The sequence below is a fragment of the Kocuria sp. CPCC 205261 genome, from assembly GCF_040981025.1.
GTDB lineage: Bacteria > Actinomycetota > Actinomycetes > Actinomycetales > Micrococcaceae > Kocuria > Kocuria marina.
The window spans coordinates 42,228-57,273 of sequence record NZ_JAVKPU010000004.1 but is presented as its reverse complement, the minus strand read 5'-3'; the positions used below and the strand labels follow the sequence as shown (position 1 = coordinate 57,273).

At 69.5% G+C, this 15,046-nt stretch carries 16 protein-coding genes; 11 read left to right on the top strand and 5 right to left on the bottom strand.

Features of this window, described 5'->3' with window-relative positions:
- Positions 1–11: 11 nt before the first annotated feature.
- The 3 genes from RF646_RS05755 to RF646_RS05745 form a co-directional block, all read right to left on the bottom strand.
- On the bottom strand, positions 12–1,214 hold the full coding sequence (locus RF646_RS05755) for a PLP-dependent aminotransferase family protein (protein ID WP_368835438.1): 1,203 nt from the start codon (positions 1,212–1,214) through the stop codon (positions 12–14).
- Between the two features lie 43 nt (positions 1,215–1,257).
- A complete protein-coding gene (locus tag RF646_RS05750) occupies positions 1,258–1,887 on the bottom strand; it encodes a TetR/AcrR family transcriptional regulator (protein WP_368835437.1) in 630 nt (209 codons plus the stop codon).
- 111 nt (positions 1,888–1,998) lie between these two features.
- On the bottom strand, positions 1,999–2,670 hold the full coding sequence (locus RF646_RS05745) for a DedA family protein (RefSeq protein WP_035965656.1): 672 nt from the start codon (positions 2,668–2,670) through the stop codon (positions 1,999–2,001).
- Positions 2,671–2,776: 106 nt separating this feature from the next.
- Here RF646_RS05745 and RF646_RS05740 point away from each other — a divergent pair, with 106 nt between their 5' ends.
- The 10 genes from RF646_RS05740 (at position 2,777) to RF646_RS05695 (ending at position 11,204) form a co-directional block, all read left to right on the top strand.
- Entirely contained in the window at positions 2,777–3,223 is a 447-nt protein-coding gene (locus RF646_RS05740; RefSeq protein WP_368835436.1) for a pyrimidine dimer DNA glycosylase/endonuclease V, read from the top strand.
- Positions 3,224–3,292: 69 nt separating this feature from the next.
- Positions 3,293–4,795, top strand: coding sequence for a DNA-3-methyladenine glycosylase 2 family protein (locus RF646_RS05735; protein WP_368835435.1), 1,503 nt, complete (start codon positions 3,293–3,295; stop codon positions 4,793–4,795).
- The gene (locus RF646_RS05730; protein ID WP_064845422.1) at positions 4,792–5,292 is read left to right on the top strand and encodes a methylated-DNA--[protein]-cysteine S-methyltransferase; all 501 of its coding nucleotides are present in this window, start codon (positions 4,792–4,794) and stop codon (positions 5,290–5,292) included. Before RF646_RS05735 ends, RF646_RS05730 begins: the two co-directional genes overlap by 4 nt.
- A gap of 12 nt (positions 5,293–5,304) precedes the next feature.
- Positions 5,305–6,099 (top strand): glycosyltransferase family A protein, encoded by a 795-nt coding sequence (locus RF646_RS05725; RefSeq protein ID WP_368835434.1) that lies wholly within the window; start codon positions 5,305–5,307, stop codon positions 6,097–6,099.
- Positions 6,096–6,641: a hypothetical protein gene (locus tag RF646_RS05720; RefSeq protein WP_311254154.1), complete on the top strand. Its 546-nt coding sequence runs from the start codon at positions 6,096–6,098 to the stop codon at positions 6,639–6,641. The genes RF646_RS05725 and RF646_RS05720 overlap by 4 nt, the downstream gene beginning before the upstream one ends.
- Before the next feature lie 347 nt (positions 6,642–6,988).
- Positions 6,989–7,606, top strand: coding sequence for a methyltransferase domain-containing protein (locus RF646_RS05715; RefSeq protein WP_368814641.1), 618 nt, complete (start codon positions 6,989–6,991; stop codon positions 7,604–7,606).
- Positions 7,603–9,024: an MFS transporter gene (locus RF646_RS05710; protein WP_368835433.1), complete on the top strand. Its 1,422-nt coding sequence runs from the start codon at positions 7,603–7,605 to the stop codon at positions 9,022–9,024. The genes RF646_RS05715 and RF646_RS05710 overlap by 4 nt, the downstream gene beginning before the upstream one ends.
- Positions 9,025–9,235: 211 nt before the next feature.
- Positions 9,236–9,904: a hypothetical protein gene (locus RF646_RS05705; RefSeq protein ID WP_144997690.1), complete on the top strand. Its 669-nt coding sequence runs from the start codon at positions 9,236–9,238 to the stop codon at positions 9,902–9,904.
- The gene (locus tag RF646_RS05700) at positions 9,901–10,452 is read left to right on the top strand and encodes a GNAT family N-acetyltransferase (RefSeq protein WP_368835432.1); all 552 of its coding nucleotides are present in this window, start codon (positions 9,901–9,903) and stop codon (positions 10,450–10,452) included. The genes RF646_RS05705 and RF646_RS05700 overlap by 4 nt, the downstream gene beginning before the upstream one ends.
- Entirely contained in the window at positions 10,449–11,204 is a 756-nt protein-coding gene (locus RF646_RS05695; protein ID WP_064845431.1) for a class I SAM-dependent methyltransferase, read from the top strand. The genes RF646_RS05700 and RF646_RS05695 overlap by 4 nt, the downstream gene beginning before the upstream one ends.
- Here the strand turns inward: RF646_RS05695 and RF646_RS05690 are convergent.
- Together RF646_RS05690 and RF646_RS05685 are read right to left on the bottom strand one after the other, a co-directional pair.
- On the bottom strand, positions 11,099–11,965 hold the full coding sequence (locus RF646_RS05690) for a VanW family protein (protein ID WP_368835431.1): 867 nt from the start codon (positions 11,963–11,965) through the stop codon (positions 11,099–11,101). The two genes, RF646_RS05695 and RF646_RS05690, sit on opposite strands and share 106 nt — an antisense overlap.
- Before the next feature lie 67 nt (positions 11,966–12,032).
- On the bottom strand, positions 12,033–12,620 hold the full coding sequence (locus RF646_RS05685) for a GNAT family N-acetyltransferase (RefSeq protein WP_368835430.1): 588 nt from the start codon (positions 12,618–12,620) through the stop codon (positions 12,033–12,035).
- A 184-nt stretch (positions 12,621–12,804) separates the two neighbouring features.
- Here RF646_RS05685 and RF646_RS05680 point away from each other — a divergent pair, with 184 nt between their 5' ends.
- Complete coding sequence (locus RF646_RS05680) at positions 12,805–15,024, top strand: catalase (protein WP_368835429.1); 2,220 nt, start codon at positions 12,805–12,807, stop codon at positions 15,022–15,024.
- Positions 15,025–15,046: the final 22 nt, after the last annotated feature.

Genomic DNA, 15,046 nt, shown 5'->3' with positions numbered 1-15,046 from the left:
GGGGTCGAGGTCTACAGCTCCCCGTAGCGGGCCAGCGCGCGGCCCAGCCGCTGCACGCCCTCGTGGATCACGTCCGGGGCATGGGTCACGAAGGACAACCGCATGGTGGACTCGTCCGGGTCGTGCGCATAGAAGGAGGCACCCGGGACGAAGGCCACGCCTTCCTCCACCGCGAACGGTAGCAATCGGGCGGTGTCGATCCCGTGCCCCAGGCGGACCCACAGGAACATGCCTCCGTCCGGGCGAGTGATGTGAGCGTCCCGCGGGAGGACGGCCTCGAGTTCCGCGTACATGGCCCGCGCCCGCTCGGCGTAGACGGGACGTACGCGCTCGAGGTGCGCCTCGACGTCGGCGGTTGCAAGATACCGCGCCACGGCCAACTGGTCCGGCACGGGCGACTGCAGCCCGATCGCCTGCTTGGCCACAGTGAGCGTGAACTGGATGGGCCCCTCGGAGCGCATCCACCCGATCCGCACCCCCGGAGCGATGATCTTGGACACCGAGTTCAGCAGGATCGTCTGCGCGGACATCCCCGGAAGGGATGCGATGGGGGCCATGGGCTCGCCCGTGTAACACAACTCGCCGTACGGGTCGTCCTCCACGAGCGCGGTGCCGGTGCGCAGCAGGACGTCCGCGACGGCGCGGCGTCGTTCCACGGGCATGCAGATCCCGGACGGGTTCTGGAAGGACGGGATCAGGTAGACGAAGGTGGGGCCGTGCTCGGCGATGAGCCGCTCGAGCTCCTCCGGCACCACGCCGTGCTCGTCCGTGGGGACGCCCACCATGTGCGCGCCGTTGAGATCGAAGGCCTGCACAGCCGCCAGGTAGGTGGGCCGTTCCACGAGGATCACGTCCCCCGGGTTGACCAGTGCCTGGGCCACCACGAACAACCCCTCCTGGGAGCCCGTGGTCACCTGGATCTGGTCCGCGGTGGTGGGCAGGTGCCTGCTGACCCGACGCGCCGCTTGCTCGCGAAGTTCCAGCTCACCCTCGCTCGAGGCGTACTGCAGCGCGCGTGCGGGGTGGTTCGCGAATACCCACTCGTAGGCGGCCTTGACGTCATCAATCTCGAAGTACGCGGGATCCGGGACACCACCGGCGAACGAGATCACACCCTCCTTGGACACCACCTCCAACAGGTCGCGCACGGGGGAGGAATCCACCCCGCGCAGACGGTCGGCGATACGGAACGAGAAGGGTTCGAGGGTGCTCATGCGGCCAGTATCCCACCGGCCCCGGAACGGTGAGGGTCCGGGATCACTCACCCAGGGGCGTGCGCGCGCACCAGGCTCTCAGGAGGGCGAGCACGTGACGGTCGAACGCGGCGTCGGCGTCCGTGTCGGGGAGGACCGGACGGCTCATCTCGATGGCGATCCATCCATGGACGCCCACCCAGAGTGTGGCACCGATGACCTCCACGGGGAGGTCATGGAAGATTCCCTTGTCGATGGCCCCGCGGACCAGTCGGTACATGGGTTGCATGGCCGTGTTCGCGAATTCCGCGCGGCTGGGTCCCCCGGTGGAACCGTCCCTGCGGGCGCCGATGCAGTCCCCCGCCTTGCCCAGGATCACGTTGTACAGCGCCGGGAACTCCAGGGCCCAGCGTCTGCCGGAGCGGGCGAGTGCGCGCATGTCCGCCACGGGTTCGCCGGTGCGCACGGCCATCTCGTGCGCGCGGAGGTAGCTCACGATCGCTTCCTCCCGCACGGCATCGATCAGGGCGTCCCTGCTGCCGAACATGGTGTAGATCGCGGTGGTGGAGCAGCCGTGCTTGGCGGCCAGTGGCCGGAGGGAAACGGACTCGACACCGCCGGCCAGGATCTGTTCGGCGGTGTTCTTGATCAGTGCTTTGCGAGTGGTCTCGTCAAATTTTCGGGGTCGGGCCACACGTGCGATCGTACTGGTCAGAGCCTTGTTAGTGCATTAATTATCGAGAATTGTGGGCATCTTAGGGGGCAACTGTATCCCAGTTCGCGACCCCTCGAGGTGCCCCGTGATTCATCCCTCGTGAGCCGAACGACGATTGCGCCGGATCCGCTTGACGACCCACCACACCAGGAACAGCAGGACCGCGATCACCACGATGCGTGAGAACACCCCGGCGTACTGTTCCGCGATGTGCCAGTTCTCCCCCAGGAAGTACCCGGCGAGCACGAAAATGGTGTTCCAGATCAGGGACCCGGCCGCGCTGAGCACCACGAACAGCCCGAACGACATCCGCTCGATCCCCGCGGGAACGGAGATCAGGGATCTGAAGATGGGGATCATCCTCCCGAAGAACACGGCGGCCTTGCCGTGGCGGTCGAACCACTCCTCGGTGCGATCCAGGTCATGCAGATCCACGAGCGGCATCTTGTCCACGATCACGCGCAGGCGGCGTCGTCCCAGTGCGGCGCCGATCCAGTACAGCGCGATCGCGCCCACGACCGACCCCAGCGTGGTCCAGAAGATGGCCCCGCCCAGGCTGAAATTGCCCTGGCTGGCCGTGAAACCGGCGAGCGGGAGGATCACCTCGGACGGCAGCGGCGGGAACAGGTTCTCCAGGGCCACGAGCAGTCCGGCGCCGGGAGCGCCGATGGCTTCCATGACGTCCACCACCCACCCCGCGATACCGGAGAGCTGAGCACTCTCGTCGGCTGATGTGGCGGCCAGGATGGCAGGCAGGGACATGAAGGTGTTCTCCGCACGTGGTCGTCAGGGGTGTGTCCGCCATGCTACGGGAGGAATCTTGGGGTCCGCTTGGAGCTATCGGGGCGGTGCGCGATTGAATGGGGCCATGCGTCTGTGGTCAGTTCACCCGTCCCTGCTGGACCGTCGTGCTCTGGTGGCGTGCTGGCGGGAGGGTCTGCTCGTCCAGAAGGTCCTGCTCGGTCAGACCAAGGGCTACACGCGCCACCCCCAGCTGCAGCGCTTCCGCGCCACGAGCGATCCGGTCCTGTCCGTGGCCACGTACCTGCACGGCGTCGCCGACGAGGCCGACCGCCGCGGCTACAACTTCGACCGCACCCGCCTGGCCCGGGAGGCGAGCACACAGCCCATCACGCTCACCGTGACCACCGGTCAGCTGCGCTACGAGTTCGAGTTCCTGCTGCGCAAGGTCCTCGACCGCGACCCCGAGTGGGCGCGATCCGCACTGGACGGCATCGATCCCGACGCTGCTCCCCACCACCCGTTGTTCGTCCCGGTTCCCGGGCCGGTCGCCGAGTGGGAGCGCGTGAAGTAACCGGTTCGGGCCACCGCCGTGTCCGAAATCCGCTAGCGCCCGGCGCCCGGGCGTGGGACCGTGGGACGCATGCCCCCTCAAGACTCCTCGTTCGACGAGCGCTACCGGGCTGTCGAGTCCCGGGACGGGCGCTTCGACGGGCAGTTCGTGACCGCGGTGCGCACCACCGGGATCTACTGCCGCCCGAGCTGCCCCGCGCGCACGCCCCACCGCGAGAACGTGCGCTTCTACCGCACGAGCGCGGCCGCCCACGCCGCCGGGTACCGCGCCTGCAAACGCTGTGTCCCGGAAGCCGTGCCGGGGTCCCCGGAGTGGGATCTGCGCGGGGACGTGGTGGGGCGCGCCATGCGGCTCATCACCGAGGGGGTCGTGGACCGCGAGGGCGTGCTGGGACTCGCGCGGCGCGTGGGATATTCCACGCGCCACCTCACCCGCGTGCTGACCGAGGAACTCGGCGCCGGACCGCTCGCGCTCGCCCGCGCCCACAGGGCCCAGACGGCGCGCGCCCTACTGACGCAGACGGACCTGCCGGTCGCGGAGACCGCGTTCGCCGCGGGATTCTCGAGCATCCGACAGTGCAACGAGGTGATCCGCGAGGTGTACGACATGACCCCGCAGCAATTGCGGGCGCGCAGCACGAGCACCGGACCCTCGGGACACGGCGCGGCGAGTGAGCCGGGCGAGGTGGACCTCGCGTTGAGCTATCGCGAGCCCCTGAACGTGCGCGGGCTGTTCGTGTGGTTCGCGGTCCATGCGGTGGACGGCGTGGAGGTCGGGACCCCCGCCTCCTACACCCGCGCGCTGAGCCTGCCCGGCGGCCCGGCCTGGCTGCGCGTGTACGAGCGCGCGGGGCGGTTGCGGTTGCGCGCGCGGGTCACGGATCTCGCGGACCTGCCCGTGCTGATCGCCCGGGTGCGTCGGCTCTTCGACCTGGACGCCGATCCGGAGGCAGTGGCCGCCGCGCTGTCCCGCGTCCCGGTGTTGCGCCCGCTGGTCGAGGCCGCCCCAGGGCTGCGGGTCGCCGGTTCCGCGGACCCGCACGAGACGTTGATCCGCACGCTCATCGGTCAGCAGATCTCCCTGGCCGCGGCCCGCACCGTGTTGGGTGCCCGCGCGCGGGACATGGGAGAGCCCGCGCCCTCCTTCGCCACGGGCATCCGGTACATGTTCCCGACCGCAGCGGCCATCGCCGAGCACGGCGTCCAGTTCCTGGGCGGGCCGGCCGCGCGGGTCCAGGCGGTCCTGGGTGCTGCCCGCGCGCTCGCCTCGGGTGATTTGCAGTTGTCCCCCGGCGACGACGCCACTCAGCAACGCGCCGCGCTCCTCACCCTCCCCGGGGTGGGGCCATGGACCGCGGACCACGTGCGCATGCGGGTCACCGGGGACCCGGACGTGTTCCTGATCGACGACGGGGCCATGCGCGCCGGTGCCCGACGGCTCGGGCTCCCGGACACCAAACCCGCACTCGTGGACTGGGCAGGGGCCGCTGCCCCATGGCGCAGTTACGCCACCACCCATCTGTGGGGCCCGCTGACCCCTCCCGCATCCTTCTCGGAAAGTGTGCAGTCATGACCTATGTCGTTGAGAGCATTGACACCCCTGATGGTTCCTTCACGGCAGTGGCCCGGGAGGACGGAACCGTCGTGGCCTCCGGATGGACACGCTCGACCGAGCAGCTGCTCGCGCGGATCCGCCCGGCCTTCCGTCCGGAGGAAGCGCAATCCGGTGACGTGCCCGCACTGGAGGCGGTCCGCGCGTTCTACGACGGCAATCTCGACTCCGTCATGACCGTGCCCGTGGACCTGCACGGCACCGAGGGCCAGCAGGCCGGGTGGGCCGCGCTGCGCCGCATCCGCCCCGGGTCCCCCCTGACCTACACCGAGTTCGCGCGGGAGCTCGGCAATCCCCGGGCCGTTCGGGCGGCGGCGTCGGTGTGCGCCCGCAATCCCGTGGCGCTGTTCGTCCCGTGCCACCGGGTGCTGCGTTCGGACGGTTCCATGGGTGGGTTCGCGTGGGGCGAGGCGATCAAGCGTGATCTGCTGCGGCGAGAGGCACGCTCCGCGGCATGACAGACTGGACGGGTGGAACGGGAGAACACCGAGCAACGCATGACCTGCAGCGTGGTCATCCCCGTTCGTAACGACTCTTCCTACCTGGAGCGCTGCCTCCGGGCCCTGCGTGAGCAGACCCGCACCCCGGACGAGATCGTCGTGGTGGACAACGGTTCCACCGATGATCTCTCGACAGTCCTGGACCGCCACCCCGAAGTACACCGGGTGTGGGAACCCGTCCCCGGAGTGGCCGTCTCCGCGGCCGCGGGCTACGACGCCGCCCGCGGGGACCTCATCCTGCGCTGTGACGCGGACAGCCTCCCCTCCCCCGGCTGGGTCGAGCGACACACCGCGGTGCTGTCACGGGCCCTGCGGGATCCGCAGGGGAAGGCCACCGTGGCGGTGTCCGGGATCGCGCGGTTCGGGCCGCGGTACGAGTTGGCCGGACGCATCCTGGGGGCGGCATACATCACGGCCTACCGCCTGGTGGCCGGCACGGCGCTGGGCCACTGGGCCTTATGGGGGTCCAACATGGCCTTCACCCGGGCGTGGTGGCAGCATGTCCGGGAAGAGGTGCACCGGGATCCACGGGTGCACGACGATTTCGACCTCAGCTTCCGCGTCCGTCGCGATCAGCGCGTGATCATGGACCCGGGCAATGTCGCGATCGTGTCCTGGCGGGCCTTGGTCTCCCCCGCTCGGATCCGCCGGCAGCTGCGCATGGCCATGGCCACCGTGTTCCTCAACTGGCGCAGTGAACGACCGTGGGTGCGTATCCGGCAACGCGTTCTCTCCGGCCCCCTGGGTCGTGGGGGCAGCCGATGACGTCCGAGCAGACGCACAGCGTGGGCGGCGTGGTCGCATCGGCCATGTGCTTCACGGCGATCATCGGGGCGGGTTACTACGCATTGGACGGGCGCCGGGTGGACATGGCCGTCCTACTGCTCGCGGGACTCGGACAGGTGATCGCGTTTCTGTGGTTCCGCACCCAGTACGCGCGGGCCGTGTGCTCGCTCATCATGCTCACCGCCGCCATGAGCGCGGCCGAACAGCTCTACAGCAGGATCTGGTGGTGGGACATCCTCATCCACTTCGTGACGCTGTACGCCCTGGTGTGGATGGTATGGAATCGCGTTCTGACCCACCACCCCCGGGTGCGGGGCCGGGTGCGCGATCGTCCCGCGATGCGGTTCACGTGGTGCGCGGTGGCCGGCTTCGTGATCGCTGTGGTGTGGGAGGTCATGGAACTGTTGGGGTTCCTGTTCGCGACACCGGACATCCACATCCCACCCCTGGACACGCTGGGGGACATCGTCATGGGGGTGCTGGGGGCTGCCTGCGTGGGCTTCCACAGGGAACCGCACTGAGCGTCGTCGTCCCCGGCGGGCCGTGAACGGTCGCGTGCGGTGAGTCCCGACCCCCCAAGTGCCGGGACTCACCGCACGCTTGCGGCGTCGGCGAACAGTATGGAGCCCCGCTGGGGAGCGGGGCGTTCGATCCGGACGCGCGGTCACCGGCCGTGTGCTGGACCAAGGCGGGGGCCGGGGTGCAGTGCTCGGGCGACCGGGCTTAATCATAGTTGTTCACATTTTAGTTGTCCACAATTAGATGGAGACACCAGTTGCCCTTCGCGGTCGCGGCGCGGTACCGGGCCGGTCACGCCCAGCGCGGACGACGTGGCGCGGTACCGGGCCGCAGTGGAATTCTGGGACGCATGACCCACGAACACGCTCCCCACCGCACGCCCGAGACCGCTGCCGGCTGGGACGAGCGCTACGGCGCTACGCACATCTGGAGCGGGGAGCCCAACGGCGCCCTGATGGCGCTCACGTCGGACCTCGCTCCCGGCACGGCGCTGGACGTGGGTTGCGGTGAGGGCGCCGACGCCGTGTGGCTGGCCCGACGTGGCTGGACGGTGACGGGGCTGGACGTCTCACGCGTCGCCGTCGACCGCGCTCGGGCCGCGGCAGAAGCCGCGGGGGTCGAGATCACGTGGCTCGTTGAAGGGTTCGGCGAGCGCCCCCTCGGCCCGTTCGACCTGGTGTCCGCCCAATACCCCGCGGTGCCCAAGCGGGGCGACGACGCAGCGGTGCGCGCGTTCGCGGACGCCGTGACACCGGGCGGGCGGCTGGTGTTCGTGCATCACGAGCTGGATGAGACACCTCACGGTTTCGACCCCGCCGACTACGTGATGCCCGAGGACGTGGTGACGTATCTGACCGGGCAGGGATGGCAGATCGAGACGAACGAGATCCGCGAGCGACACCTGGAACGCGGTGCCGGGTCCGGCCACTCGCGGGACCGGATGGTCGTGGCGCGGCGGGGCGCGTGAACACCTCCGGCGTGGATCGCGCCTCGGTGGGGCTGCGCTCGCAGCGTGGTCCCGTCCTGCTGGCCGTAATGCTCTCCACGGCTCTGGTGGCCCTGGACGCCACGATCCTGGCGACCGCGGTGCCGAGCATCGTGGGTTCCCTGGGTAACTTCGCCCAGTTCCCGTGGCTGTTCTCGAGCTACATGTTGGCGCAGGCGGTGAGTGTGCCGATCTTCTCCAAGCTCTCGGACATGTACGGGCGCAAACCCGTGATCCTCACCGGTGTGGGGCTGTTCCTGGTCTCCTCCGTGCTCGCGGGATGCGCGTGGAGCATGCCGTCGCTCATCGTCTTCCGGGTGATCCAGGGATTGGGTGCGGGAGCCGTGGCGCCCATGGGCATGACGATCGTGGGGGACATCTACACCGTGGCCGAGCGCGCCGCCGTGCAGGGGTACGTGGCCGGGGTGTGGGCGGTCTCTTCGGTCGTGGGGCCCACATTGGGTGGGCTGCTGTCCCAGTTCTTGAGTTGGCAGTGGGTCTTCTTCGTCAACATCCCGGTGGCCCTCGTGGCGGGGTGGCTGTTGCTGCGCAGCTATCACGAGAAGATCGAGCGCGAGGAGCACCGGGTGGACTTCACCGGTGCCGCGGTGCTCGCGATCGCCCTGTCCGCCCTCATCCTCGGCGCGCTGGAGGGCGGCAACGCGTGGGAGTGGCTTTCGGTGCCCACCCTGGTGTGCGGCGTCGTCGGCGTCATGGGGCTGGCGATCTTCGTGGCCGTCGAGCGTCGCGCGAGCGAACCAATCATCGACCTCGCGCTGGTACGACGCCGCGTGGTCGCAAGCACCACCCTGGTCTCCCTGGGGATCGGCGCGCTGCTGGTGGGGATGACGAGCTACGTTCCCACCTATTTGGAGCGCACGGCCGGGGCCACACCGATCGCGGCGGGAGCGGCCGTGGCCGCCGTGAGCATCGGCTGGCCCGTGGCTGCGTCCACGGCGGGGCGGATCTACATGCGGTGGGGCTTCCGGCGCACCATGTTTCTGGGCGGTGCGATCGCGACCGTGGGAGCGGCCCTGACCGCCGCGCTGTCGCCGTGGCCGAGCGTGATCGGTATGGCTGTGTGCGCGTTTATCATCGGGCTGGGGCTCGGTTACACCGCGGCGCCGTCGCTGATCATGGCCCAGTCCTCGGTGGAGTGGAACCAGCGCGGGTCGGTGACGGGTCTCAACATGTTCGCCCGCTCCACCGGCTCAGCCGTGGGGGTGGCGATCTACGGCGCCATCGCCACCAACCTCATCCGTGCCGGTGGCGGTGAGGGCGATCCCGCCACCGTGATCCACGCCTCCGGATGGGTCTTTGTGGCGGCGGCGGGTACCGCCGTACTCATGGCCGCCGCGACACACGCCGTCCCGCGGGACGAGCCGGGGTCGGTGAAGTGAGCCGCGGGTACCGGCGGGTCGGTGGGGCGTCCACACGGGTCCCGGTACGCCGACGCCGCCAGGGTTCGCACGACGTCGGCACCCCGGGACCCACGGTGGCCTCAGCGCTCGGGGGTGCGACGTCGCCCCCGGGTTTGCCACGCAGCAGGGACGTACCCGGCCCGTATGCCACCTTCTCCCCCACCACCCCTTCCTCCCCTACCCTGGCCCCATGACCTCCTCCATCCGTCACCGCTTCACCGGCCACATCGCCGGGGTCGGCACGTCCTCCGGCACGCGGCTAGTGCTGGGGTGCTGGTCCCACACGCCGCAGGGCCCGTTCGCGGACGTCATGGTCGCCCACCCGGACGGACGCCGTGAACTGCTGGCGCCCAACGACTGGGTCGCGCATTTCGTGTCCGACACCTACACCTTCGACACCGTCACCCGCGTCCCCGTGAACGTGCAGCGCACGGGCTTCTCCCGCGCCTCCCGGTGGACGGTCACCGCGGGGCCGCTTACATGGCACTTCAGCGTGGGGCCGCGAGCGCCCCTGGGGTACCTGCTGCAGACGGTCCCCCGACCGATCAGCACCTCGCTGACCTTCGCCCGGCTCACCGATCAGGTGGCCCACCGCGTGATGCCCGGCGTGCGCACCCTGGGTACGGCCGGCAACGACCGCACCGAGTGGTACGCCGCCTACGACCTCCACACCATCACCCACTCCCGCGCCACCTGGGACGACCAGGACCTGGGCCGCCTCACGGACATGACCCCGGCCCCGGACTTCGGTTTCAGCTCCACCCCGCGCCGGCCCAGCCTCACCGCCCTGACCAGCACCGTCCGGGTGCCCGACGCCGCTGCGGTCACCTCCCCTGCGCGGACCCCGGAACTCGGGTGAGCGCCGTCGCCGAACCGGCAGAACTGCGTGGACTGAGACCGGAGGACGCGCCGGCGCTACAAGCGCTGCTCGAGGCGACCCCCGATTACACCCGCCGGATCAGTGGACACGCGCCCCTCCCCGGCGACGCCGCCGAGATCCTTTCCGCGCTCCCGCCCGGCCTCGCACGCGAACAGAAGTACGACGTCGGGCTGTTCCGCGGGCCTGCTCTGGCAGCCATGGCCGACGTCATCCGCAATTTCCCCGAGGAGCATCACGCCCACATCGGTCTGCTTCTCGTGCGGCAGGACCACCAGGGAGAGGGCCTGGGGCGGGCGATGCATGATGCCGTCACGAACCTCGTGAGCGGCTGGCCCGAGGTAACCACCCTGCGCCTGGGGATCGTGGAGACCAACGCGGCGAGCGCCGTCGGCTTCTGGAAGGCTCTGGGGTACGAGCCCACGGGCGAGACCGCGCCGTACGAGAACGACGAGGTGCGCAGCCGTGTGACCTTGTGGGAACGACCGGTACACCCGACCCCGCCATCCCATGAGAGGGCCGCCACATGACCCGGAACTGGTTCGAGCAGGGCGGAGGGAACTACGCCGCGCACCGCCCCGATTACCCCGCGGAGCTGGGCGCGGAACTGGCACGGATCGCCCCGCGGCGGGGCACCGCGGTGGACGTGGGCTGTGGGACAGGCCAGCTCACGGGCTTGCTGGCCGAACACTTCACGCACGTGATCGGCGTGGACCCCGGTGAGGATCAACTCGCTCATGCCGCCCCCGTACGCGGCGTCGACTACGCGCGCGGGACGGCGGAGGACCTGCCCGTGGCCGACGGCCGCGCCGATCTCGTGACCGCGGCCCAGGCCGCACACTGGTTCGACCTGCCGGCTTTCTACACGCAGGCACGCCGCATCGCGGCCCCCGGCGCCGTCCTCGCACTCATCAGCTACGGCGTGGTGGAGGTGGAGCCGGGCCTGCGGGAACGTTTCGAGCGGTTCTACTGGCGCGAGATCGGTCCGTTCTGGCCGCCCGAGCGCCGCCTCGTGGAGACCGGGTACCGGGACATCGACTTCCCCTTCCCGCAGGTCCCGGTGGCCGCGCTGTCCATCCGGCGATCCTGGCCGCTCGATGCCTTCCTGGGCTACCTGGGCACGTGGTCTGCGGTGCGCAACGCCGCGGAGTCCGGGCACGACGACGTTCTGCGCCATTACGCCGCCGACCTCACCGAGGCGTGGGGCGAACCGTCCCGGTCGCGCGACGTCGTCTGGCCCATCACCGTGCGGGCGGGCAGGCTGGACGGGGAGTCCCGATAGGTGCCGCCCGTGCGCTTGGACCGGGTCTCCCGCCGCACCACGTTGTGCCGGCGCACCTGCTCCTCACCCGTCGCGGGATCCGTGACTCGGTAGAAGTACGCCTCGTCCTCGCGGATGTGGAACTTCTCCGGCCAGGTGTCGTCCGAGAGCAGCTGACCGCGCAGGTACTCGTCGTCCACGTACACGCGGAGCTGGTAGCTCTGCCCGGTGTCGTTGCGCAGCCGGTAGTCCAGGAAGTTGTAGATGATGGACGTCCCGGTCCCGAACGGGATCTGGCGTTTGAAGTCGGGGAACAGGTCCAATCCGCTGTGGTGGTGGTGCTCCACCACGGTCAGTGGCGAGTGCAGCGCCATCCAGTGCAGCAGGTTGGTGAACTGGCACATGCCCCCGCCGATCCCCACGTCCGCGTGGTCACCGTTGATCACCACACCCGGCAGGTAGCCGCGGGAACGCGTGGGATTGCCCACGAGCCGCCAGAAGGAGAACGTCTGCCCCGGGCGGATCACGATCCCGTCCACGAGCGGCGCGGACAGTTCCAGCGAGCGTGCCTTGCCCTCCTGCAGGTCCAGCTCGGTGTTGCCGAGCGTGCGCCGGATGAGTGAGTTGTGACGGTAGACCTTCACGGGCAGGTTCTCGGCCGAACGCTCGGTGGCGAACGCCCCGCGTCTGCCGAGGTCCTTCGCGCGCCGCTGCCATCTCTGACGCTCCACCGCAATGCGGTAGGTCAGTGGGGAGATCTCCGAGAAGAGTTTGCGTCCCATGGACCCAGCGTAGGAACGCCCACAGTGATTCGCAATAGCAAACAAACGTTTTTAGTGAGCCTCTCCCTCAGCGTCGCGCGACCCGCGCCTCGAGTCCCGCCTTTACCGAGGGCCACTCGTGCTCGAGCACCGAGTACACCACGGTGTCCCGCAGCGCGCCGTTGCGCTCCAACCGGTCCGCGCGCAGCACACCGTCCAGCCGAGCACCGAGGCGCTCGATCGCTGCCCGGGACTGCTGATTGGCCCAGCTCGTCTCATAACGCACGCACCGGCACCCGAGCTCCTCGAACGCGTGGGTCATGAGCAGCAGCTTGGACTCCGCATTCGTCCCCGTCCGGTGGGTGGATGCCCGGTTCCACGTGTGGCCCACGCTCACGCGCGGCACACCCCACTGCGGGTCGTAGAACGTGGTCATCCCGAGCACGGCGTCGTCGGCCTGCCGCACGGTCACGAAGGGCAGCATGAATCCCTCGTCCTGCCACGTGAGCCACTTTTCCACGGCCGTGGCCATACCGTCCGGGTCCGCCACGCTCGTGTACCAGCGCTCCCACATGCGCCCGTCCTCGGTGGCCTCGATCAGCCCGTCCAGGTGCTCGCGGCTGAGGGGTTCCAGGCGGACCAACCGCCCGCGCAATGTCACCGGTGTCCACGTCATGGGATCACTGTCTCACGACGACGCCGCGCGGCCCGCGGGCGCAGCCCCTGACGGGTTCACAACCCCGCAGGACAGCGACTGCCTCCCTACAGGTGTATGCCCACCCCCAAGGGTGCTGACAGTATGGGAGAACCACGTCGCACTCCATGACCGCGGCGTGCGTCAGCTTCGTAGGAGGATCGTCATGTCCGCACGCGATAACAACGCCCCCCAGGTCCCGGGAGTTCCCGGGACCGGTGAGCCGACCATCGAGGAGCCCACCGCTCCCCGTCAGCCGCTTCCGCCCAAGCCCGATCAGGGTGCCCCCGAGCGGGTCACGCCCACGGGTGCGCCCACCGATGCCCCGATGTCCGCGATGGCCCAGCAGGGTGAGTACCTCACCACCGCGCACGGCGCGCGCCTGACGAACTCCGACCAGTCCCTCAAGGCCGGGGCCCGCGGTCCCGTGCTGCTGCAGGACCACCACTTCCGGGAGAAGATCTCCCACTTCGACCACGAGCGCATCCCGGAGCGCGTGGTGCACGCCCGCGGCGCGGGTGCCCACGGCACGTTCCGCGGCTACGGCTCGGCCACCAAGCTCAGCCGCGCGGGCCTGTTTGCCAAGGACAAGGAAACCCCGGTGTTCGTGCGGTTCTCCACCGTGCTGGGCTCCCGCGGTTCGGGCGACCTGGCCCGTGACACCCGCGGTTTCGCCGTCAAGTTCTACACGGACGAGGGCACCTGGGACCTCGTGGGCAACAACATGCCGGTGTTCTTCATCCAGGACGCCATCAAGTTCCCGGACGTCATCCACGCCGGTAAGCCCCACCCGGATCGCGAGATCCCCCAGGCCCAGTCCGCCCACGACACGTTCTGGGACTTCGTGTCCCTGCACACCGAGGCCCAGCACCACACCATCTGGAACATGTCCGACCGCGGCATCCCGCGCTCGTTCCGCATGATGGAGGGCTTCGGCGTCCACACGTTCCGTCTGGTGGCCGAGGACGGCTCCACCGTGCTGGTCAAGTTCCACTGGAAGCCGCGCCTGGGCGTGCACTCCGTGGCGTGGGAAGAGGCCCAGCTGATCAACGGTGCGGACCCGGACTTCCACCGCCGGGACCTCGCGGACGCCATCGAGGCCGGCGCGTACCCGCAATGGGAACTGGGCGTCCAGGTGTTCGAGGACACCGAGGACCAAATGTTCCAGGGCATCGACTTGCTGGACCCCACCAAGATCGTCCCGGAGGAACTCGTCCCCGTGGAGCCCGTGGGTCTGATGACCCTGGACCGCAACCCCTCCAACTACTTCGCGGAGACGGAGCAGGTGGCGTTCAACCCCAACAACCTGGTCCCGGGCATCGACGTGACCAACGACCCCTTGCTGCAGGGGCGTCTGTTCTCCTACCTGGACACCCAGATCACCCGCCTGGGCGGGCCCAACTGGAACCAGCTGCCCATCAACCGCCCGCACGCGGCGGTCAACGACATGCTGCGTGACGGTTTCCACCAGAGTGCGGTGCACTCGGGTGTGGCCCCGTACCGGCCCAACTCGCTGGACGGCGGCAACCCGGCGGAGACTCCCGAGGACGAGCACGCGTTCATCGACTACCCGGCCCCGGTCCCCGCGTCCGTCAAGGAGCGCGTGCGGCCCCAGTCCTTTGAGGACCACTTCAGCCAGCCACGCCTGTTCTGGCTCTCGCTGAGCGAGGTGGAGCGCGAGCACACCGCGCAGGCCTACGCGTTCGAGCTCGGCAAGTGCTGGGACGAGAACATCCGCACCCGTCAGCTGCGCCACCTGTTCGCGATCGACCCCGCGCTGGGCAAGACCGTGGCCCAGGCGCTGGGGCTGCCCGAGCAGGAGCCCACCGAGGCTCCCGCCCAGGACGTCCAGGCCTCCCCGGCCCTCACCCAGGTGGGCGAGACGTGGCCCGTCGAAGGCCGCCAGGTGGGCATTCTCGTGGGTCCGGACACGGACGCCGACCAGCTCGCCACGCTCGTCTCCGAGATCGACGGCGCGGACATGGTCCCGCTCGTCATCGCACCCCAGGGCGGTGAGGTGGCCCCGGGCATCGTGGCGCACCGCACCCTGCTCACGGCACGGTCCATCGAGTTCGACGCCGTGGTGGTCGCCACCGCCGGCGCTCCTGTGAACCCCGTGGCCGGTGGCCTGGACGCGAAGGCAGGTGCACCCAGCCCGGGTGACATCGACCCCCGCGTGAGCCTGCTGCTCAACGAGATGTGGCGCCACGCCAAGGCGATCGCCGCGTTCGGCCCCGGCACGGACGTGCTGGACGCCCTGCAGATCGCCCAGACGCCTGGCGTCGTGAGCGCGGACTCCGCCAAGGACGTGCTGAGCACCGTGGTGGAACTGCTCGGCAGCCACCGGGTCTGGGAACGTTTCCCGACCACGGGTATGTTGGCCTAATGAATAGGAAGTAGTCGTACTA